Origin of the sequence: uncultured Roseibium sp., assembly GCF_947494555.1 — a bacterium.
Classification (GTDB): domain Bacteria; phylum Pseudomonadota; class Alphaproteobacteria; order Rhizobiales; family Stappiaceae; genus Roseibium.
Map to the genome: position 1 here is coordinate 173,554 of NZ_CANLVF010000005.1, position 19,933 is coordinate 193,486.

Annotated in this window: 20 protein-coding genes; 9 read left to right on the plus strand and 11 right to left on the minus strand. The window is 56.9% G+C overall.

Annotated elements, in window-relative coordinates; all coding sequences use genetic code 11:
• Nucleotides 1-17 precede the first annotated feature (17 nt).
• Both Q0915_RS23225 and Q0915_RS23230 read left to right on the plus strand, forming a co-directional pair.
• Nucleotides 18-1,325 carry a UDP-glucose/GDP-mannose dehydrogenase family protein gene (locus tag Q0915_RS23225; RefSeq protein ID WP_299479584.1) on the plus strand — a complete coding sequence of 436 codons (1,308 nt, stop codon included), beginning with the start codon at nucleotides 18-20 and terminating at the stop codon, nucleotides 1,323-1,325.
• 390 nt (nucleotides 1,326-1,715) lie between these two features.
• The gene (locus tag Q0915_RS23230; RefSeq protein WP_299479587.1) at nucleotides 1,716-2,330 is read left to right on the plus strand and encodes a sugar transferase; all 615 of its coding nucleotides are present in this window, start codon (nucleotides 1,716-1,718) and stop codon (nucleotides 2,328-2,330) included.
• A 28-nt stretch (nucleotides 2,331-2,358) separates the two neighbouring features.
• Here the strand turns inward: Q0915_RS23230 and aroQ are convergent, their stop codons facing one another.
• The gene (gene aroQ, locus Q0915_RS23235; protein ID WP_299479590.1) at nucleotides 2,359-2,802 is read right to left on the minus strand and encodes a type II 3-dehydroquinate dehydratase; all 444 of its coding nucleotides are present in this window, start codon (nucleotides 2,800-2,802) and stop codon (nucleotides 2,359-2,361) included.
• Between the two features lie 198 nt (nucleotides 2,803-3,000).
• Here aroQ and Q0915_RS23240 point away from each other — a divergent pair, with 198 nt between their 5' ends.
• Complete coding sequence (locus Q0915_RS23240) at nucleotides 3,001-3,222, plus strand: hypothetical protein (RefSeq protein WP_299479593.1); 222 nt, start codon at nucleotides 3,001-3,003, stop codon at nucleotides 3,220-3,222.
• A 21-nt stretch (nucleotides 3,223-3,243) separates the two neighbouring features.
• On the opposite strand, the gene Q0915_RS23245 is transcribed toward Q0915_RS23240, so the two are convergent.
• Nucleotides 3,244-3,780 (minus strand): response regulator, encoded by a 537-nt coding sequence (locus tag Q0915_RS23245; protein WP_299479595.1) that lies wholly within the window; start codon nucleotides 3,778-3,780, stop codon nucleotides 3,244-3,246.
• Nucleotides 3,781-4,032: 252 nt separating this feature from the next.
• On the opposite strand from Q0915_RS23245, the gene Q0915_RS23250 reads away from it, so the two are divergent.
• Nucleotides 4,033-4,212, plus strand: a complete 180-nt coding sequence (locus tag Q0915_RS23250; RefSeq protein WP_299479597.1) for a hypothetical protein — start codon at nucleotides 4,033-4,035, stop codon at nucleotides 4,210-4,212.
• Between the two features lie 28 nt (nucleotides 4,213-4,240).
• Here the strand turns inward: Q0915_RS23250 and ccoS are convergent, their stop codons facing one another.
• The 8 genes from ccoS to ccoN all read right to left on the minus strand — a co-directional run bounded on the left by ccoS (nucleotide 4,241) and on the right by ccoN (nucleotide 12,291).
• Nucleotides 4,241-4,399, minus strand: a complete 159-nt coding sequence (gene ccoS / locus Q0915_RS23255) for a cbb3-type cytochrome oxidase assembly protein CcoS (RefSeq protein ID WP_299479599.1) — start codon at nucleotides 4,397-4,399, stop codon at nucleotides 4,241-4,243.
• Nucleotides 4,399-6,654, minus strand: a complete 2,256-nt coding sequence (locus Q0915_RS23260; RefSeq protein ID WP_299479602.1) for a heavy metal translocating P-type ATPase — start codon at nucleotides 6,652-6,654, stop codon at nucleotides 4,399-4,401. Before Q0915_RS23260 ends, ccoS begins: the two co-directional genes overlap by 1 nt.
• 9 nt (nucleotides 6,655-6,663) lie before the next feature.
• Nucleotides 6,664-7,179 carry a FixH family protein gene (locus Q0915_RS23265; protein WP_299479605.1) on the minus strand — a complete coding sequence of 172 codons (516 nt, stop codon included), beginning with the start codon at nucleotides 7,177-7,179 and terminating at the stop codon, nucleotides 6,664-6,666.
• 10 nt (nucleotides 7,180-7,189) lie between these two features.
• Entirely contained in the window at nucleotides 7,190-8,653 is a 1,464-nt protein-coding gene (gene ccoG / locus Q0915_RS23270; protein ID WP_299479608.1) for a cytochrome c oxidase accessory protein CcoG, read from the minus strand.
• A 190-nt stretch (nucleotides 8,654-8,843) separates the two neighbouring features.
• Nucleotides 8,844-9,722, minus strand: coding sequence for a cytochrome-c oxidase, cbb3-type subunit III (gene ccoP, locus Q0915_RS23275; protein ID WP_299479611.1), 879 nt, complete (start codon nucleotides 9,720-9,722; stop codon nucleotides 8,844-8,846).
• Nucleotides 9,723-9,725: 3 nt separating this feature from the next.
• Nucleotides 9,726-9,881: a cbb3-type cytochrome c oxidase subunit 3 gene (locus Q0915_RS23280; protein ID WP_299479614.1), complete on the minus strand. Its 156-nt coding sequence runs from the start codon at nucleotides 9,879-9,881 to the stop codon at nucleotides 9,726-9,728.
• Between the two features lie 5 nt (nucleotides 9,882-9,886).
• Nucleotides 9,887-10,621, minus strand: coding sequence for a cytochrome-c oxidase, cbb3-type subunit II (gene ccoO, locus Q0915_RS23285; protein WP_299479617.1), 735 nt, complete (start codon nucleotides 10,619-10,621; stop codon nucleotides 9,887-9,889).
• Nucleotides 10,622-10,635: 14 nt separating this feature from the next.
• Nucleotides 10,636-12,291 (minus strand): cytochrome-c oxidase, cbb3-type subunit I, encoded by a 1,656-nt coding sequence (gene ccoN / locus Q0915_RS23290; RefSeq protein ID WP_299479619.1) that lies wholly within the window; start codon nucleotides 12,289-12,291, stop codon nucleotides 10,636-10,638.
• Between the two features lie 395 nt (nucleotides 12,292-12,686).
• Here ccoN and Q0915_RS23295 point away from each other — a divergent pair, with 395 nt between their 5' ends.
• On the plus strand, nucleotides 12,687-13,583 hold the full coding sequence (locus tag Q0915_RS23295) for a DMT family transporter (RefSeq protein ID WP_299479622.1): 897 nt from the start codon (nucleotides 12,687-12,689) through the stop codon (nucleotides 13,581-13,583).
• Between the two features lie 16 nt (nucleotides 13,584-13,599).
• On the opposite strand, the gene Q0915_RS23300 is transcribed toward Q0915_RS23295, so the two are convergent.
• On the minus strand, nucleotides 13,600-14,481 hold the full coding sequence (locus Q0915_RS23300; protein ID WP_299479625.1) for a LysR family transcriptional regulator: 882 nt from the start codon (nucleotides 14,479-14,481) through the stop codon (nucleotides 13,600-13,602).
• Nucleotides 14,482-14,581: 100 nt separating this feature from the next.
• On the opposite strand from Q0915_RS23300, the gene Q0915_RS23305 reads away from it, so the two are divergent.
• The 4 genes from Q0915_RS23305 to Q0915_RS23320 all read left to right on the plus strand — a co-directional run bounded on the left by Q0915_RS23305 (nucleotide 14,582) and on the right by Q0915_RS23320 (nucleotide 19,885).
• Complete coding sequence (locus Q0915_RS23305; protein WP_299479628.1) at nucleotides 14,582-15,907, plus strand: aminotransferase class I/II-fold pyridoxal phosphate-dependent enzyme; 1,326 nt, start codon at nucleotides 14,582-14,584, stop codon at nucleotides 15,905-15,907.
• 77 nt (nucleotides 15,908-15,984) lie between these two features.
• Entirely contained in the window at nucleotides 15,985-17,118 is a 1,134-nt protein-coding gene (locus Q0915_RS23310) for an ATP-binding protein (RefSeq protein WP_299479631.1), read from the plus strand.
• A 35-nt stretch (nucleotides 17,119-17,153) separates the two neighbouring features.
• Nucleotides 17,154-17,522 (plus strand): response regulator, encoded by a 369-nt coding sequence (locus Q0915_RS23315; protein ID WP_299479634.1) that lies wholly within the window; start codon nucleotides 17,154-17,156, stop codon nucleotides 17,520-17,522.
• A 35-nt stretch (nucleotides 17,523-17,557) separates the two neighbouring features.
• Nucleotides 17,558-19,885 (plus strand): methyl-accepting chemotaxis protein, encoded by a 2,328-nt coding sequence (locus Q0915_RS23320; RefSeq protein ID WP_299479637.1) that lies wholly within the window; start codon nucleotides 17,558-17,560, stop codon nucleotides 19,883-19,885.
• The last annotated feature ends 48 nt before the right edge of the window (nucleotides 19,886-19,933 follow it).

The window sequence follows — 19,933 nt, forward strand, 5'->3', positions numbered from 1 at the left end:
GGAACTGGAAATTTGATATGCGCGTTGCAATGATTGGGACCGGTTATGTCGGTCTCGTATCCGGAACATGTTTTGCCGATTTCGGTCACGTCGTGACCTGCATTGATAAAGACACGACAAAGATTGACTCCCTGAACAACGGACAAATTCCGATCTACGAGCCTGGTTTGCAGGAGCTTGTTGCGAAGAACGTCGACGAGGAACGACTCTTTTTCACAACAGACCCTTCTGAGGCAATCCGGAGTGCCGACGCTGTATTCATCGCGGTCGGAACTCCGACACGCCGGGGCGACGGCCATGCCGACCTGTCTTACGTCTATGCGGCGGCTGAGGAAATCGCAGGCCTGATCGAAGGCTTTACCGTCATCATTACCAAGTCCACCGTTCCGGTCGGTACCGGAGACGAGGTCGAGGACATCATTCGCAAGACCAATCCGGACGCTGAGTTCGCCGTGGTGTCCAATCCGGAATTCCTGCGAGAAGGCGCTGCGATCAATGATTTCAAGCGGCCCGACAGGGTTGTCGTTGGAACGGAAAGTGAAAGGGCCGTTGAAGTGATGCGTGAGCTTTACCGCCCGCTTTATCTCAACGAAACGCCTATTATCGTCACAAAGAGACGGACGTCCGAGCTCATCAAATACGCCTCGAACGCTTTCCTTGCGGTCAAGATCACGTTCATCAATGAAATTGCCGACTTGTGCGAGAGCGTTGGTGCCAATGTTCAGGAAGTGTCCCGCGGGATTGGTCTCGATAATCGTATCGGATCGAAATTTCTGCATGCAGGTCCGGGGTATGGCGGCTCCTGCTTTCCGAAGGACACCCTCGCCCTGTCAAAGATTGCGGCGGATGCCAAATCGGACCTGAAAATCGTCGATTCGGTCATTGAGGTGAACGCCGAGCGCAAAAAGAAGATGGCCGACAAGGTCATCAACTTCATGGGCGGCGATGTGAATGGCAAAACAATTGCGCTGTTGGGCCTCGCCTTCAAGCCAAACACCGATGATATGCGCGAAGCTCCGAGCATCGACATCGTCGAAAAACTGCAAGCGGCCGGCGCAAACATTCGCGCTTACGATCCGGCAAGCATGCATGAAGCTGCAAGCATGATGTCCGATGTGCTGTTTTGCGACGGTCCTTATCATGCGATCGAAAATGCGGACGTTGTTGTTATCGTCACTGAATGGGACCAGTTCCGCGCGCTCGATCTTGATCGGGTAAAATCGCTGCTCAAAGCACCCAAGGTGGTCGATCTACGGAACATCTATACACCCGACTACATGCTGACACGTGGATTTGAATACACCAGTGTCGGACGCAGCTACTGAGCACCTTCTACGACAATCAGTGCCGCGTGCGAATGCGGCGCTCGAAGTCAAACTTGTTGAACCAATTATTACGTAAAATTTAACTCAAGAAGTCATCTCTGGCGTTGCAGCGGATAGGTCGAGATGCTAACAAGTCTCGCAATACGCAGGGATTTTATGTTTCTCGTTCACCTTCCGTTAACGATTCGGTGGTGACGCAGATTAGATCCGCTAGGTTGTTTGGGCGCTACCTATCGAACCACATCATAGGCTTGAGGCTTGCGAAGCTTGGCGAACAAAACTCTTAGATATGCCGGTGACGATCAGTGCCGAAATATCGATAAAACAAACAATATCAAATTAAATTCATTCCATTTCGGCCAGGACAACGCCCCGCAAATATTGCGGCGGGTGAAGGCGCGCAGTCCATCTGTCCTGAAACGAGTTGTCGACGTGGTTGGCGCAGGCGCGGGCTTAATCCTTCTGGCACCGCTTCTTGCGTTTATCGCAGTCGCGATAAAGTTTTCGAGCCACGGCCCGATCATTTTCCGCCAGGAAAGATACGGATTGAACGGCAAGCGTTTTACAATCTTCAAATTCCGCACGATGCACGATCATATGTGCGACGGCACGGGCGTTTCGCAAACCGTATCCAATGATCCGCGCGTGACGGCTTTTGGAAATTTCCTGCGCCGCAGCAACTTCGACGAACTGCCTCAGCTGATGAATGTCCTCAAAGGGGATATGTCGCTTGTCGGACCGCGTCCGCACGTGCCTGGCATGTTGGCAGCGGGGATCGCGTATGAGAAATTCGATGCAAGATATATGGACCGGCACCTGGTAAGACCGGGTATTACGGGACTTGCGCAAGTCAACGGCTTCCGCGGTGAAACCGCAGATGCTCTTTCTGCGCGGATGCGGCTGGAGCACGACCTCGCTTATCTGGAGAAACAGAGCCTTACCCTGGATCTCAAGATTCTGGCGAGAACGTTTATGAAGGAATTTTTCTTCGGCAACGGCTACTGACGCGGGCCGGTAAGAAAAAGTCGTCCGCTCACGTGCCCTGCAAAAGTGTCGAGATGCGCTTGAGCGCGAGCAGATAGCCCTCAACGCCGCAACCGGCAATGACGGCATCGGCGCGATGCGACACATAGGAATGATGCCGGAAACTCTCCCGCGCGTGAATGTTTGAAACATGCACCTCGATCACCGGACATGTGCATGTATTCAACGCATCCAGGATTGCAACAGACGTGTGTGAGTACGCAGCCGGATTAATGATGATGGCCTGCGCTTCCTCACGCGCCTCCTGAATCCAATCAATCAATTCGTGTTCAGCATTAGTCTGGCGAAACACGATCTGCAATCCATGATCATCAGCCATTGCGACGCACAAATCGCGGACATCGTCCAAAGTGTGATGACCGTAAATCTCCGGCTCGCGCTTTCCCAGTAGATTAAGGTTCGGTCCATTCAGGATATAGACGACGTTCGGCATGCGTTTCCCTTGATTTCCTCGCCGCAAATGCGGTCTTTCTGTCATTATTACCAGTTATTGCGAAAAGTCTTCCCCAGAAGCTTGTGGACCGACAAAACCGTCCGTCAAACGAGCATCTCTCACTCTTGCGCCTGTCAGATTTACGCAGTATTAACCATAAATCCTCATGCTGGCGGAAACTCAATTCAGCGGACAAAAATGATTAAGCTGCGCGAACGGCTGGACACACCCGAAGCTCTGATGGCTGCGATAGACGGCTACCAGCACCTTCCGATTGAGACCCTGTCACAATTCCTTCTGGACAATTATACCGTCGACCTGGACGTATTGGCCCAGTTTGCAGATGCTTTTGAGGCAAATGCAGCCGGGACACTGAAAATCGCTGGCGAAACCGGCTCGTCAGCCCAGTCAGCTGCCTGACGCCCGTCAAAATTCAGTGCACTAGCCGATTGCAGTCACGTTTTCAGGCGCTTCGCCGGCACCATCTGGCTGCCCCTGACCCGGAGGCCCGCCCTGCCAGATCTTCTGCCTGTTTCTGATTTCACGTGGCGCCGGTCCGAAATAGGTTGCCGTCTTGATAAAATCTCTGGGATGCAGGATCACGCTCGAGACGCGCTGGTAAAGCGACTTTGCCGAAATCGGCTTCGATAGCAATTCGTGGACACCGAGCCTGCGGGCCTCGACGATCCGGCTCCTCTCCGTATGAGCCGTTACCATGATGATCGGAATGTAGGCGAACGGATTGTTCGGGCTGCGGATCATGCGGACCATGTCCGCGCCGTCAAGGATCGGCATCACCCAGTCCAGAATCAGAATATCCGGATTTGCACGGTCCATGGCCTCCAGACCGGATGCCCCGTCCTCGGCTTCAACAATGCGGCGCGCGCCAAATCCCTGCAGCATTGTGCGCAGGATCGTACGCATGTACGCGCTGTCTTCGACCAGCAAAAACGTCAAAGAGGCAAGATCCAGACTCACCCATTCCTCCTTTGTTCCGGACTGTCTTGCCACAAAATCCTGAAGAATGAGTTATCTGCCTCGCCTCCGGCCACAAAGCGGAAAGCCAGTTACCTTAAGAATGGTAACCCATTGAAAGGTTTAATGCGAAGGCTGCCTTCATGACTTGGTAATGTTGCCCGCAATTAACCTTTTTACGCGCTCCGGATTAACGTGACTTTCAGAGCTCCCGGTCATCCTGAATGCAGAAACAAAACGAGATGCCATTCATCAATGATCACGAGCCTAATGACCACAGATCCGGACCAGAGCAGACAGGACGAGACGCTCACGGGAAATCACGAGCCGTCCGCCCCCGGATCGAGCGGTGCTCGCGAAAATATCCTGCTCTTTTCCGGTATTGGTCTCGTGCTTCTGGCGGTTGCCATGGCACTTTCAAACATTCTGGTTTGAGGCAATTGCAGGATAGCGCCGTTGAGCCTTATCTGTTGTCACCGGGAAGATCATCGTCATCGAGAATCCGCCATTTGGCGCCTTCCAGATCGTCGTACTGACCACTCTTCAAAGACCAGAGAAACGCTGCAAGCCCGAGCGCACCCAGAAAGAGCGCGATGGGAATCAGGAAAATGAGCACGTCCATCAGCTATCGCCTCCCCTTGCTCGACCGATTTGACCCGTGCCCCCAACTGGTGACGAAAACTGCTTCCCCTCACCCCATTTCAGCTTAAGCGCGTTGGCTGTCACAGCAAGCGAAGACGCCGACATCGCGACTGCTGCCATGAGCGGCGTTACGAATCCGGCGACGGCAATCGGCACGGCCACCACATTGTAGAGCGCAGAAATCCAGAGGTTCTGTTCGATCGCCGCGCGCGCTTTCCTTGAGAGCCGCAGGGCATCAACAACCGGCATCAGGCGATCACCCAGGAATACAGCGTCAGCGGCAGCCTGACTGAGGTGAACGGCGGAAACGGGCGACAACGATACGTGCGCTCCGGCAAGTGCGGGCGCATCGTTCAGACCATCACCAACCATGAGCACCTTTCGCCCGTCGGCCTGCAGTTCCTCGAGCCTTGCAATCTTTTGCGCCGGCTTCATGCCTGAGCGCCAGGCCGAAACATCCAGGATACGCGCACAATCTGCTACCGCCGGCTTCGTATCGCCGGAAACGATCTCGATTGCGTAGCCCTGCTGGCGAAGCGTGTCGATCACTTCGCTGGCGTCGGATCTCAGTCTTTGCCGGAACGCAAGCAAGCGCGCGGGCTTGTTGCCGTGGCGTATTGCAAGCATCGAAGCGCCGGGAACAGAATTCAGCGCCCGCTCGGTTTCAGCATCGTCTACACCGCAGAACGATGGACTGCCGAGGCGAAGCTCTTCGCCTTCATGGAGGGTTTTGAGACCGGCCCCTGAAACCTCTTCGACATGCGGCAATGGCACGATCGCGCCGCTTGCCTTCACGAGCACCGTGGCAAGCGGATGACGGCTGGCAAGTGCGAGGCGCCCACCAAGGGATATCAGCTCGTCTTCCGGATCGAGGTCTTCGAACAGTTCCGGCTCAGCCTGCGTCAGCGTCCCCGTCTTGTCGAACAGGATCGTATCGATGTCCGCGAAACGCTCGATCGCATCGCCGGAGTTCAGCAGAATTCCGCACCGGAACAGCTGTCCGGATGCAACAACCTGTACGGCAGGAACCGCAAGTCCCAATGCGCACGGGCACGTGATGATGAGCACCGAAATCGAGATCACCAGCGCCGGCTGCCATGTCATGCCTGCCAACAACCAGCCGAGGAAGGTCAGCGCCGCGGCACCGTGCACCAGTGGCGCATAGAGTCGGGCAGCGCGATCGGCTATGCGCACATATGCGGATTTTGCCTGCGAGGCCGTTTCCAGCAACCTGTTGACTTCGTCGAGCAAGGTCGCGCCCGAAGCAGCTTCGACCCGGACATGCAGGGCGCCGGAACCGTTCATGGTGCCGGCATAGACCCTCTGGCCCGGGTTGATCGGCACCAGCATGCTTTCACCGGTTACAAGGCTCTGATCAATATCAGACTGGCCCGTTTCAACGACGCCATCGACAGGAACACGCTCCCCTCCGGCGACCAGCACGAGGTCGCCCGTGTCGATTTTGGACAAGGGCACTTCGCGCACGCTGCCTTCGATATCGATACGGGCGGCAACCTCGGCTTTCAACGCGGCAATGTTCTCCGCAAAGGAACGGGTACGCCCGCGCATATTATGATCGAGATAGCGGCCCACCAGCAGGAAGAACAACAGCATCACCGCGGATTCGAAATAAGCGTGGTGATGGTGCTGAAGCGTCTGTACGACGGAGAGCGCAACGGCAAGGAACACACCGATGACAATCGGCACATCCATGTTCAAGCGCCCGGCAGCGAGCGCACCGAAGGCGCTCCTGACGAAGGGCCGGCCTGCATAGGCAACCGTCGGAAGCGCAATCAACGCGGAAAGCCAATGGAAAAAGTCGCGCGTTTCCGGAGTAATGTCCGTTGCGTTACCGGACCAGACGGAGACCGACAGCAGCATGATGTTCATGCCCGCGAACCCGGCGACTGCCAGGCACCGCAAAAGCTGTTTTCCCGTCTGGTCCTGGCGCTCCTTCTGGCTCGCAGGATCAAAGGGGTGAGCGGTATAACCGAGCCTTGAAAGCTCCCTGACGATTTCTTCCGCACCGGTCTGGTCTTCTACCCAATCGACCGCGAGCCGTTGACTGGTGAGATTGACACGCGCACTGCGAATGCCCGGCAGGCGCTTCAGTCCACGCTCGATTTCACCCATACAGGCGGCGCAGGTGATGCCGTCGACTGCGAGGTCCATATGGACCGCGCCATCCTTTGCGGGCGTAACGAACGCTTCCCAGTCTCGCTGATGTATTGTCACCAGTTCATCTCACTCGCTGGCCAGAAAAATCCGGTTTTCCGACCTGAATTTCCGGGCTCCGTCCTGTGCGATCTCAAGGACCAGGGTCCAATTGCCGGCTGGAAGCCCTTCCACGTCTGCGACATACTTCCCGCCGCCGTCGGCGCGAAGAACCGTTTCCCTGTCCAGGTCCGCCTGTGCAGGATGCCGCAAGACCGCATTGATTTCGACGCCATAAAGCGGTGAACCTTCAGCATCCGCGGCTGTGACAACAAGCTTGGCGCCGTCGTTTCCTGAACGCGCAATGTCACTCGAAATCTGCCAGTTACGTTCCGTTTGCGCCTTCGCGGCGGCAATCTCCTGATTATAGGCCTGCCCCGCTTCGTACGAACTGTCGACGACCACGCCCGGGAAAGTGCCGAGGGCAAGGTAGATGAAGATCGCGTTGGCGGCGAAGATAACCCCAAAGAAACACGCGAGCCACGCAAGAACGGTCTTGCCGGTAATCGCCTTGGGATCTTTCATGTTCGACTGGACCATCGTCATTCCGTTCTCCTCAAGGCTCACCGGGTGCTTTAAAAGTATCTTTCGTTGTCACAACTTCACCCATGACGCTTTCCGTGATGCGGAAGGTGACCGGTGTTGATTGCGGCATCTTTTCCCAGGACGGTGAGCTGACCAGCACACGTACTTCCCGCGTTGTGTCGGGTCCTACCTCGATAATCGGACGTCCGGCGAATGTTGAATCGGCACCTACGGCCTCAACCAGGGTGTTCGGGGGCATGCCTTCGACGTGAAGCATGAAGGCCCTGGTGTGACGCCGTTTGTTGGACAGGCGAACCGTATAGCCGTTTCGCACTGAGCCATCGGATTGCTCGACAAACACCGGATTGCGGTCGTGAAGCACGCTGATATCGGCAAAATCCCGATTGAGCAGTGTGAACAGCATGATTGCGCCGACAAAGGCGATTAGCGCGGCATAAACAACCGTGCGTACGCGCACGATGTCGTAGACGGGTTCCTTGCCCTCGATCCGGCGCTCGATGTTTTCGTCGGTGTCATAGGCGATCAGGCCGGTCGGCTTGCCGATCTTGTTCATGATGTTGTCGCAGGCGTCGATGCAAAGACCGCATTGAATGCAGTCGAGCTGCATGCCTTTTCGAATGTCGACACCCGTCGGACAAACCTGAAAACACTGATAACAGTCGATGCAGTCACCCGCAGGCATGCCCTGGGCGGCGAGTTCCTTATTGTGTTTCAAGGAACCGCGCGGTTCCCCCCGGTCCCACCGATACGTGACGTTGAGCGCTTTTTCATCCGTGAGGGCGGCCTGGATGCGCGGCCACGGACACATATAAATGCAGACCTGCTCGCGCATGAAACCGGCGAGCAGATAGGTTGTCGTGGTCAGGATACCAATCCAGACATAGGCGATCATCGGGGCCTGAAAGGTCAGCAGCTGCCAGACAAGCGTGGGTGCGTCGTTGAAGTAGAGCACCCAGGCTCCGCCCGTCCACCAGGCAATCATCAGCCAGAAAAAGTGCTTGGTGGCGCGTTTGCGGATCTTGCCGAATGTCCAGGGGTCCTTGTCGAGCGCAATGCGTTCCCGCCGGTCGCCCTCAACCTTGCGTTCGACCCACAAGAAGAGATCGGTCCACACGGTTTGCGGGCACAGGTATCCGCACCAGATCCGGCCGGCGACCGCATTCATCAAGAAGAGCGCGATGGAGGCGATGATCAGCAAGCCTGTCAGGTAATAAACTTCCTGCGGCCAGATTTCGATGAAGAAGAAGTAGGCCCTGGCATGTTCCATGTCGATCAGGACTGCCTGTCCCGGCGCGTCAGGTCCGCGGTCGTAGCGGATGAACGGCAGGAAGTAGTAGATGCCGAGCGTGATAAACAGCAATGTCCACTTGATCCTGCGGAACAGGCCGTGGGTTGCCATGGGGTAAATTTTCTTGGCCGACGCAAACCACTCTTCGGAGTGCCCGCCCTCATGCGTTTCGGTGTCCGCAGACATACCGTCCGTCCTCTTTAACGCGATCCTGCCCCAATAGGATCTCATTGAGTTCCGGAGCGGGTGGAGCCCGCTTCCGGGTGCCGATCTTAATCAGCGTCTTTTGAAGTTAACCCGGCGCAAAGCGTCACACCTTGCGCCGGATCAAAGTTTTTGGCCAGTCCGGCGCTTTTGCCGCACCATTTCAGCGTCGCTATTGTCCTCCGCCGAAGGAGTGCACATAGACGGTGAGCGATTTGATGGTCGCCGGATCCAGGCGTTCAACCCATCCCGGCATCACACCATTCCGCGGTGCCGCCACCTGCGCCTTGATGTCGTCCAGCGAATTTCCATAAAGGTAATTGGCTGACATCAGGCTTGGTGCACCAACTTCCTGGATCCCTTCCAGATTGTCGCCATGGCACGCGGCGCAATTGTCTTCATAAAGGACCTGCCCGGCCGCAAGATCGACGTCGGCATCGGTTTCGACGCCGGCACGCGAGGCGACGAAGTTGGACACCTGATTGATTTCCTCACGGGTGAGCAACTCGTCAGCTCCGAAGGCCGGCATGTCGCCGAACCGGCCATCGTCGTTGTCGGACCGGATGCCGTAGAGCAGCGTCGTGTGGATGTCGTCCAGCTTACCGCCCCAGATCCAGGTGTCGTCCTGAAGGTTCGGATAGCCTTCCGCGCCCGTTCCACCGGAACCATGACACGGCGCGCAATTGTCGCCGAATGCCGCCTGGCCGTTGGCCAGTGCGTATTGCAGCAAGTCCTGGTCCTGGGTGATCGCTTCCAGAGACGCTGCAACGATCTTGTCGGCGAATTGGGCCCGGTCAGCGACACCCTTGTCATAGGCGGCGGTCGCTTCCTGCCTCTGGTTCGCTCCCAAGACGCCCTTTGTGTAAGAGGACACCAGTGGCCACGAGGGATAGAGAACCCAGTAGATTACCGCCCAGACAACGGTGGCATAAAAAATGTAGAGCCACCATTTCGGCAACGGGTTGTTCAATTCCTTAAGGCCGTCCCATTCGTGGCCCGTGGTCTCGACCCCGGAGATTTGGTCGACTTCCTTGTTGTGTGTGTCTGACATGGATCAGTCCTCGCGGAACGGGATCTGAGCAGCATCGTCGAACTTTTTTCGGTTCTTCGGCCACATGACGTAGGCCAGCACGATGCCAAACATGATCATGAAATAGATGAGGCCCCAGGTCTGAGCGAAGCCGGCGAAAGCGCTATACGTCTCGTTCATGGCTCTTACCTCGAGTTTGCCGCATCGTCGTAGATGGAAAAGTCGACCATGGTGCCGAGCACCTGGAGATACGCGACAAGCGCGTCCATCTCTGTGACTTCCCGCGGATTGCCGTCAAAGTCGCGAACGGTCGCGGTCGGCCACCGTTCTTCGAAATCATAGGCTGCGTCCGAATCCGGCATTGCCTGACCAAGGACATCCGACACGGCGTTTTCGATCTGCGCGTCCGTGTAGGGAACGCCGATGAAAGAGTTCACCGACAGCGACGCCTTGATATCGCGGGTTTCCAACCTGTTTTCGGCAAGGAACGGATATCCAGGCATGATGGAGGCCGGAACCAGCGACCGGGGGTCGATCAGGTGCTCGACGTGCCAGTCGTCGGAATACTTCCCGCCAACCCGCGCCAGATCCGGTCCTGTCCGTTTGGACCCCCACTGGAACGGATGGTCGTACATGCTTTCGGCCGCCAGCGAATAGTGTCCATAGCGCTCCAGTTCATCGCGCATCGGCCTGACCATCTGCGAGTGGCACAGATAGCAGCCCTCGCGGATGTAGATGTCGCGCCCGGCGAGTTCCAACGGCGTATAGGGACGCATCCCCTCGGTCTTCTCGATCGTGCTCTTCAGGTAGAAAAGCGGCGCGATTTCGACCAGGCCACCGATGGAGACCGCGACCAGAATACCGACCAGAAGGACAAAGGAGTTCTTCTCGAAGACTTCGTGTTTTTTCCATGCAGACATTTCGTGTCCCTCCCTTATTCGGCCGGAGCCAGGGAGCCAGCCGGCGTGGTGTCGGCTTCTTCAGCCTCGCCATGACGGACGGTCATCCAGAGATTGTAGGCCATGATCAGGGAGCCGAGCACGAAGAGCGCACCTCCGAGAGCACGGATGATGTAGAAGGGATGCATCGCTTCCACGGTTTCAACGAAGGAGTATTCCAGGAAACCGAGGTTGTCGTAGGCACGCCACATCAGACCCTGCATGATCCCGGAGACCCACATCGCGGTGATGTAGAGGACGATGCCGAGCGTCGACAGCCAGAAGTGCCAGTTCACCAGTTTCAGCGAATAAAGGCTCTTCTTGTTCCAAAGCCAGGGGATCAGGCAGTAGAGCGCGCCGAAGGAGATGTATCCCACCCAGCCGAGTGCACCGGAATGAACGTGACCGATGGTCCAGTCCGTATAGTGCGACAGGGAGTTGACCGAGCGCAGGCTCATCAGCGGGCCTTCGAAGGTCGACATCCCGTAGAAAGCGACGGACACCACCATCATGCGCAGAACCGGGTCGGTTCTCAGCTTGTCCCATGCGCCGGAGAGCGTCATCAGACCGTTGATCATGCCGCCCCAGGAGGGCATCCACAGGATGATCGAGAAGGTCGCACCGAGCGTTGAAGCCCATTGCGGCAGCGCCGTGTAGTGCAGGTGGTGCGGACCAGCCCAGATGTAGATGAAAATCAGCGCCCAGAAGTGCACAATCGAAAGCCGGTAGGAATAGACCGGCCGCTCAGCGCGCTTGGGAATGAAGTAGTACATGATGGCCAGGAAGCCGGCAGTCAGGAAGAAGCCGACGGCGTTATGGCCATACCACCACTGCACCATCGCATCCTGTACACCAGCCCAGACGATGTAGGACTTGGTCGAATAGATCGAGACCGGGATCGTCAGATTGTTGGTCACGTGCAGCAGGGCGATCGTGACGATGAACGCGAGGTAGAACCAGTTGGCCACGTAGATATGCGGCTCCTTGCGCTTCCAGAGCGTGCCGAGGAAGAGCAGCAGATAGAGCACCCAGACGACGGTCAGCCACAAATCGGCATACCATTCCGGCTCGGCGTATTCCTTGGACTGGGTCGCGCCCAGCAGGTAGCCCGTTCCGGCAATGACGATGAAGGCGTTGTAGCCCAGGATCACGAACCAGGGCAGGATTTTGCCCGGCATGCGTACCCGGCAGGTTCTCTGAACCACGTACATGGACGTTGCCAGCAGAACGTTGCCACCGAACGCAAAAATCACCGCCGAGGTGTGCAGCGGGCGCAGGCGGCCGAAATTCGTCCAGGGAAGATCGAAGTTCAGCGCCGGCCAGGCGAGCTGAAGCGCAATGATCAGCCCGACCAGAAATCCTGCGACGCCCCAGAACATGGCGGCAACCGCACCGAATTTGATCGGCCCGATATTGTAGTTGGGTTTTCCGTTGATTTCCGCCGGGATAGGCTCCCCGCCGTCGTCAAAGTAGTTCTTGAAGATCATGAAAACGCTGACAGCGGCGAAAAGCGCGCCAAGGCCAGCGTGAAAAGCCATGACCTGATCAAAGGTCTTGCCTGCGATGATGATGCAGACGAATGCAAGCAGCACGAGGAAGATGGCGAATCCACCCTCCTCGAGTGAGACCAGACCGGTCTTTTTTTGTGCCATTTCAGCGCCCCAGTTATTAGAATCCATGCAAGGTGCCAACGATGGCACGACCATGCACACGACTCCCTGTGAGCCGCGTTGATTCATATCAAGAGGGGTCTTACTGCATTCGAAGATGCGAAAGTTGCATGCACAATGTCGCACACGGCAGGCAGAGTGTCGCAACGTAGTTCTGCGTATTTTGCGCGATTAGGGAGGCCCGGTTTCGCACTTCCCCCTTGTCCGGAAGTAAACGTGCCTACCACTTTGAACCAATCATAAAGGACTGCTGACACTGTCGTTTTCTGAATGAAGCGATAGCAATTCGTGGTAAGCGTCGCAGCGAATGGACTGTTCCATTTCCCGGCCGCGTTCACGCCACCTTGTAACCGACACCCTTCATTTCGGGCCCGCCATTGACCGTTCGATCTTTCAAATCAGCCCTCCTTTCTCCGAACCTGGCCGGCAGTCTCTGGATGATCGCCGCGATGGCGGCCTTTGCTCTGGAGGATGCGTTCGTCAAGCAAGCCGCGAAGGACTTGCCCGTGAGCCAGGTTCTGATCCTGTTCGGGCTCGGTGGAGCCCTTGCGTTTTGGGGTCTTGCCAGGCTGAAGCGGGAAACCGTGTTTCACGCAGACGTCTTGTCGCCCGTCATGAAGATACGGTTCGTTTTTGAGCTTGTCGGACGCCTGTTCTATATCCTCGCGCTTGCCTTGACGCCGCTTTCCTCGACCACGGCGATCCTGCAGGCCACACCTATCTTCGTCGTGCTTGGCGCTGCCCTCTTCTTTGGAGAGAGTGTCGGCTGGCGACGCTGGAGCGCAATTGTCATCGGGTTGGTTGGCGTCCTGATCGTGCTACGCCCGGCCGGCGACAGTTTTTCCCTGCTCTCCTTGCTGGCGGTGATCGGAATGCTCGGATTTTCCGGCCGTGACCTGGCAAGCCGGGCAGCGCCCGCGACATTGAGCACGAACGTGCTCGGATTTTACGGTTTCATCACCATCATCATTGCCGGCATTCTGTTCTACTTCTGGGAGCAACCGATTGTGATTGTGCCCACGCAATCTCATCTGCAGGCGCTCGCGGCAGCAGTCGCGCTCGGTGTGGTCGCCTATACCTCACTCATGAAAGCCATGCGCACCGGGGAGGTGGCTGCGGTCACGCCGTTCCGCTATTCACGGCTGCTTTTCGGCATGTTGCTCGGCGTTGTCTGGTTTGGCGAAACGGTCGACATTCAGATGATGATCGGTTGCGGTGTTATCGTCGCGTCCGGCCTGTTTATTCTGTGGCGCAGCAACAGGGTGCGGTCGTAAGTCAGGATCGGGGCGTTCAATCGACGTTGCCCGACAATCTTTGCAGTTCCGCCTCGACCTCGCTGCTTCGCCCTTCCGGTAGTCGCCACATTGTAATTGCGCGAGGCAACGGTACCCTTTTCGGGAATGGAGCGACAAGTGCGCCGGATCTCAAATGCTGCTCGACCAGGGATGTGTGGCCCATCAGGACCCCAGCTCCGCTGATAGCCTCTTCGACCGCCAGGGAATACAGCGAGAACACCGGTCCGCGCGGCACGAGCCCTATCCCCGGACATGCATGCGCTGCCCAAATGGCCCAGTCGTCAACCCAGGCGGTGTCCGTCAGACAGGCAACCTTGTTGAGGTCCGCGGGCCGTTTGAGGTGACGCGCACATTCGGGCGAACAAACCGGCAGCAGTTCATCCTTTTGGAGCTGCACACCTCCTTGCGGAACGACGTCGCTGTAGAACAGGCAAAGATCAAATGGGACACGTTTGAGATTTGGCGGAGTTTCCAATGCAGTGACGGAGACATCGAGATCGGGAATTCTGGCGCGCAGACCTGGCAGCCGCGGCGCGAGCCAGAGCTGCGCCAGGGCCGGCAAGGCCGCTATGTGTACCTTTTGCGGCGCGGCGTCCTGTCTGAGCTCCCGTACTGCCTGGCTCAGAGAATCAAAGACTTCCACAAATGCCCGCGTGGACCTTTGACCGACGGGAGTAAGTTCTACGCCCCGGGCGTTACGGACGAAAAGCGACGCGCCAATTTCCTGTTCAAGCGATTTGACTTGAGCGGCGACAGCGCCGGGTGTGACGTTCAGTTCCTCCGCAGCGAGCGCAAAGCCCCCCAACCTCGCCGACGCTTCGAAAGCACGAAGCGCGTTGAGCGAGGGAATGCGTGGTATCGGTGGTGCGACAGGCATAATAAGACCTAAATTTTCTAGCCCTTACTTTTCTAAATTCTGATTTGCCAAAACACAAGCAAAGGGTCACGTTCGGCCGGCACCCTTTGGAGGAATTTGAATGTCAGTACATGAGCTCCGGCCCTGGTTGCCGCAAGGCGTGGCACAGCGGATCGACTTGATTTTAGAGGCGACCCGTCTGCGGTCGTCCGACCAGATCGCGCAGCGTATCGATGAACTGGTCGATATGAACCGGGACATCCACGAGCGGGACTGCTTCAATCTCAATCCAGCGACAAACGTCATGAATCCGAAGGCGGAGGCGCTTCTGGCCAGCGGTCTCGGGTCGCGCCCTTCTCTCGGCTATCCTGGCGACAAATATGAAATGGGGCTTGAGGCAATCGAGGAGATCGAGGTGATCGCCGCCGACCTTGCCTGCGAGATCTTTAATGCAACGCATTCAGAAATCCGGGTCGCATCGGGTGCGCTCGCCAATCTTTATGCCTTCATGGCGACGACAAAGCCTGGAGACACGATCATTGCACCGCCTGCGTCGGTCGGCGGGCATGTCACCCATCATGCGCCGGGCTGCGCGGGATTATACGGGCTCACAATCGTCGAAGCGCCGGTCGATCCGGACGGATACACCATCGACCTGGACGGGCTGCGCACGCAGGCACTTGAATTGCGTCCCCGGCTCATCACGATCGGAATGAGCCTCAACCTCTTTCCCCATCCGGTGTCCGAAATCCGCGCGATTGCCGACGAAGTCGGCGCTCATGTCCTGTTCGACGCAGCGCATCAATGCGGCATGATCGCCGGCGGCGTATTTGCCGACCCATTGGCCGAAGGTGCCCATCTGATGACCATGAGCACATATAAAAGCCTGGGCGGACCGGCCGGCGGGCTCATCGTGACCAATGACAAAAACCTCTCGCAAAAGCTCGACGCCATCGCTTTTCCGGGCCTCACAGCGAATTTCGATGCTGCCAAGTCCGCAGCACTGGCCATCTCCCTGCTGGACTGGCGGGAATTCGGCACAGCCTATGCGCAAAAGATGGTCTCCACTGCAACGGCTCTTGCATCCGCCCTCGCCGAGGAAGGCCTGCCGGTCTTTTCAACGAAACAGGGCTATACGGCATCTCATCAGTTCGCTCTGGCAGCGGCCCCGTTCGGCGGCGGACAAACAGCTTCCAAGAAGCTTCGCGAAGCCGGTTTCCTTGCCTGCGGCATCGGCCTTCCGATAGCCGAGATTGATGGTGACATGAACGGGCTCCGCTTCGGCACGCCCGAACTCGTGCGCTGGGGTATGCAGGAGTTCGACATGCCCGAACTCGCCCGCCTGATCGCCGAAGCGCTGCGGTCCAACGATCCGCAGGCAATGGCGGGGCGCGTGGGTGAATGGCGGCGTTCATTCAAGGATCTGCACTTCGTGCACCGCGGCTGATCCGGTCTTCCGTTTTTGCATTTCTGTGCCTACCCTTCTCCAACGACGCCACGATGACGTAGGAGGGCGAGGCGAATATGCAAAAGCAATCGGATCAAGGATATCAGGCCCTGGAAACCATACTCGGCGACTCGCCCGATCTGCTGAAGTCACTGCTTGAAGGATCGCCCGACACGATCAGCCTCTCCGACGCGCGACAACCGGATCTGCCACTCACCTACGTCAATCCGTCTTTTTGCGAGACCACGGGATACGGCTCCGAGGAAGCACTCGGGAGAAACTGCCGCTTCCTTCAGGGAGAGGACACAAACCAGGACGATGTTTCAATAATCAGGAAGGCCATCGCCGAGCGCTTGCCTGTCGATGTCGTCCTCCTGAACTACAAGAAGTCCGGGGAGCCGTTTATCAATGCGCTGAGGATGGCACCGATTTTCGACAAGTCGGGAGACCTCTCGGCTTTCCTGGGGATCCAAAGGGACATCACGAAGGAACGGCTGCGCACCGAAAGAGACCTGGCTCAGAACAGGCTGGAAGCTCTTGGCACGGCATCAGGTGCGCTTGCCCATCAGCTCAACAATCTTTTGCACCCCATCACAAGCCTCATTTCCCTGCATCTGCCCGACATTGCGGACCCGGCGATCCGCAAGGATCTGGAAGTTTCTCTCTATAGCGCACGACAGGCTGCGGACCTGTCGAACAACCTGTTGGGACTGTCACGTGGAAAATTTCACGACAGTTCGGACGTCACCATGCTTCCCGACGGACTGATCCGTGCGGTCGAACTTGTGCGCCTGATGCTGCCGCCGACGATCACACTGGAAACCGATTTCGAGACACCTGCAAAAGACTTGCGTGTTCCAATTAGTGAAACCTTGTTTGCACAAGTAATCATCAACATTGTCACCAACGCAGCCCAGGCAACCAAGAATATAGGGATAATACGTATAGAACTCTCTGAATTCGAAGACTCAAGAGTGAGAATTTCGATTGCCGACAACGGTCCCGGCATTCCAAAAACGTTACGAGATAAAGTATTCACTCCATTTTACTCTAGCAAAAAAGAAAAAAACGGATCCGGCCTTGGCCTTTCCGTCGTTTTGCAAATTATTAATAAAGTTGGTGGAAATATTATAGTCAGTGATGGCCTCATACAACCAGATGGAGACGGAATCGGTTGTATGTTTACTATAGATCTACAGAAAATTACGTAGGGTTGTATTTCGGTAGGTCTGGGAGCGACGGTATAATGTGTCAGATTCTACTGATTGACGATATGCAGCCCGTCCGGCACGCGATTGCGGCAACGCTTCGCAAAGCGGGACACGAGGTTGTTGAGACCGATGACGGCAACAAGGGGCTCGAAATTGTTTCCAAGAAACAATTCGACCTGGTGATTACCGACATCATGATGCCGGCCTCCGATGGAACGGACGTGGTGTATGCACTCAAGTCGGCCAAGGCCGGTCCCAAAGTCATCGCGATGTCGGGCGGGGGCGCCGGCATTCCGGCGAAGGAGGCGTTGCAACTTTCGACGTCTCAGGCCGATGCGGTCCTGAAGAAGCCTTTCACCAATGAAGACCTGATCGAGACAGTGAGCGGACTCACGTCGAACTGATCGAATTCTCACCCACGCATTTGGAGGGGACAATCGTGGCCTGGTTCTACAACATGCGGCTGACGCAGAAACTTCTGCTCGCCTTCGGCGTTTTACTGCTCATCATGGCATTCCTCGGCGGGAAATCCGCCATGATGTTCAACACGCTGGATCATGAATTCACCGAGTTCACCGAACATGGCAACGCGCTTGCCGCGGCGGCCGACCTCACGCAGGCCTTTTCCGAAATGGAGATAAAGGCCATCGAGTTCGTCGAGAATTCATCCGATGACAAGCTTCAGCATGTCGATGCAGCCCACACGAAGGTGGTTGCACACATCGACGAAAAGATCAAGAAGCTTCATGTGCCCGAAGAGATCGAACGGCTCGAAGATGCGCGCAAACACGTTGAGATCTATTGGGAAAATTTCCAGAAGGTTGCCCACGAGCGTGCACTGCAAAAGGACATTGTCGACAACAGCCTGCATAAGGCCGGCGACAAGCTGCAATACGAAATCGTGACAGTCTTCAAGCACAAGCAGGAGAAGGATTCCAAAAGCGGCAAGCCTTCCGAAACGGTCGAACTCGTGACCGATGCGATGATCCATCTCCTGATCGCACGCGATCACGCCAACCGCTTCGTCTATTCCGGTATGGAATCTGAACTCGACTACGCGCTCTCGGAAATCGACCGGGTCAAGAAAGACCTGACCAGCGATGCCATGAAAAAGCTCGACGGCGAGGACAAGAAGCTCGTTGACGACGCCCTTCAACAGATTGAGGTCTATGTAAGCGCTCTCAACGAGTTTCGGGCACTTGAGAAGGACATCCGCCACCTGGAACATGACGTGATGTTCGCGGAAGCGAAAATTATTGCCGATGACCTTACCGCGATCAAAAAATTTGCCATCGACGCGGAACACAAGCTGGAAGCGAAGGTTCATGAGCAGACCGCGAGTTCAATCATGTTCTCGCTGGGAGGAACTGCAATCGGCTTTGCTATCGGGCTTGCCGTTGCCATCGCGCTCGGACGGATGATCAGCGGCCCGGTCAACGGGCTATCCCGGACGATGGATGACCTTTCGCACAATCGCCTCGACACCGCGATCCCTGCGCTGAAAGGCAAGGACGAAATCGCCGAAATGACCCGCGCCGTCATGGTTTTCCGGGATGGACTGGTTGAAAGGCAAGCCATGCGCGAAGCGCAGGAAAAGAACCGTGAGCAAACGAACAGGCGCCGGGACGAACTGGATCAGATGATCGGCATTTTCGGCAACACGATCCGGGGCATCTTCAAGCGCATGTCCCAGTCCTCAACGGAAATGTCCGACACGGCTGAAACGCTGACGCAAACTTCCGACAACTCGACCAATCAGGCGACCGTGCTCGACAAGGAAGCCAGCGACACTTCCTCCATGGTGGCAACGGTGTCTTCGGCTGCCGAAGAACTGATTTCCTCCATTCAGGAGATTCGCCGAAACGCGGATCACTCGGCTGAAATCGCGGCGCGCGCTTCGGACCGTGCGGAAGAAACGAAGTCCAACTTCACCGAACTTGTCACGGCCTCGGACCAGATCACCAGTGTTGTCGACCTGATCCGTGAAATCGCCGACCAGACCAACCTTTTGGCGCTCAATGCGACGATCGAGGCAGCGCGTGCCGGGGAAGCCGGCAAGGGCTTCGCAGTCGTTGCCTCCGAAGTCAAGGAACTGGCAGCGCAGACTTCCCGGGCAACCGGAGAAATCAGCAACCAGGTGGGGGCCGTTCAGCGCACAGCGCAAAGCGCTGAACAGTCCATCGGCGAAATCTACGGAACCGTTCGCGAAATCAACGATGTCGCCACCAGCATTGCATCGTCGGTCACGCAGCAGGAAAGCGCCACATCCGAAATCGCACGCAGCATGGAGACGGTCTCAAGCAGCGCGGCGCGCGTGCGCGACAGCGTTTCTGTCATGCGGCAGAACTCCGAAGACACAGCCAACTCCTCCCAAATGGTGAAGGAAGGCAGCTCGGTGGTCTATGACGAGGCGGTGCTTCTGGGTGACGAGGTGGAAACTTTCCTCGATGCGATTGCCAACCGGGGCGACGACGAGACCTACCGGATCTATGACGTCGACTGGCCGGCAACGCTGGAAATCGGCGGCAGGCAGATCAGTGCCCGCACCCTGAAAATCTCGTCTGCGTTCTGCACGGTTTCCGAAAAACTCGACGTGGCTCCCGGCACGCGTGTCGTGTTCGAATGCAGTGAATTGACTGCGGCCATCGAAGCGCGCGTTGCTGTGACGGATGACGACACAACAACCCTGCAATTCCCGCTGAACCTGGATCACATTGCGGATCTCAGGTCCCAGCTGGAACAGCACGGCCTGGCATCAGCGGCCTGAGCAGAGGTACAAACGCATCGGGGCGCCCTGGACCTTCGTGATGGGTCC